This is a genomic window from Lelliottia sp. GFLA7 (assembly GCF_056490165.1).
Genome location: NZ_JBWLAQ010000092.1, coordinates 1 through 433 on the forward strand (window position 1 = coordinate 1; position 433 = coordinate 433).

The following is a 433-nucleotide window of genomic DNA, read 5'->3' on the forward strand; positions in this document are numbered from 1 at the left end:
GGGGACGCAGGGTACCGGCGTTGAACAGGGTCGGAGTCGACGACATGTAGTCGAAGGACGACAGCAGGTTGTAGAACTCGATGGCACGATCTTCTTTGTTCTTCTCTTCGATCGCCAGGCCCATGGCCACGCGCATGAAGAACACTTGCGGCAGTTCGAAGCGGATACCGTCCTTGTGGATGAAGTAACGGTCGTACAGGGTTTGCAGGCCCAGGTAGGTGAACTGCTGGTCACGCTCGTGGTTGATCGCCTTGCCGAGTTTTTCCAGGTCGAAAGTGGCCAGGATCGGGTTCAGCAATTCGAATTCGATACCTTTGGCGATGTAGGCCGGCAGGGCCTTGGCGTACAGGTCGGCCATCTCGTGGTGAGTGGCGCTGTCGGCGACTTTCAGGAAGCCCAGGCCTTCGGCACGCAGGGTGTCCATCAGCAGGCG

Annotated in this window: 1 protein-coding gene; it reads right to left on the reverse strand. The window is 58.7% G+C overall.

Annotated elements, in window-relative coordinates:
* The coding region (locus AC07RN_RS21310) for a ribonucleotide reductase N-terminal alpha domain-containing protein (protein WP_478337270.1) at positions 1-433 on the reverse strand (433 nt) is incomplete at both ends.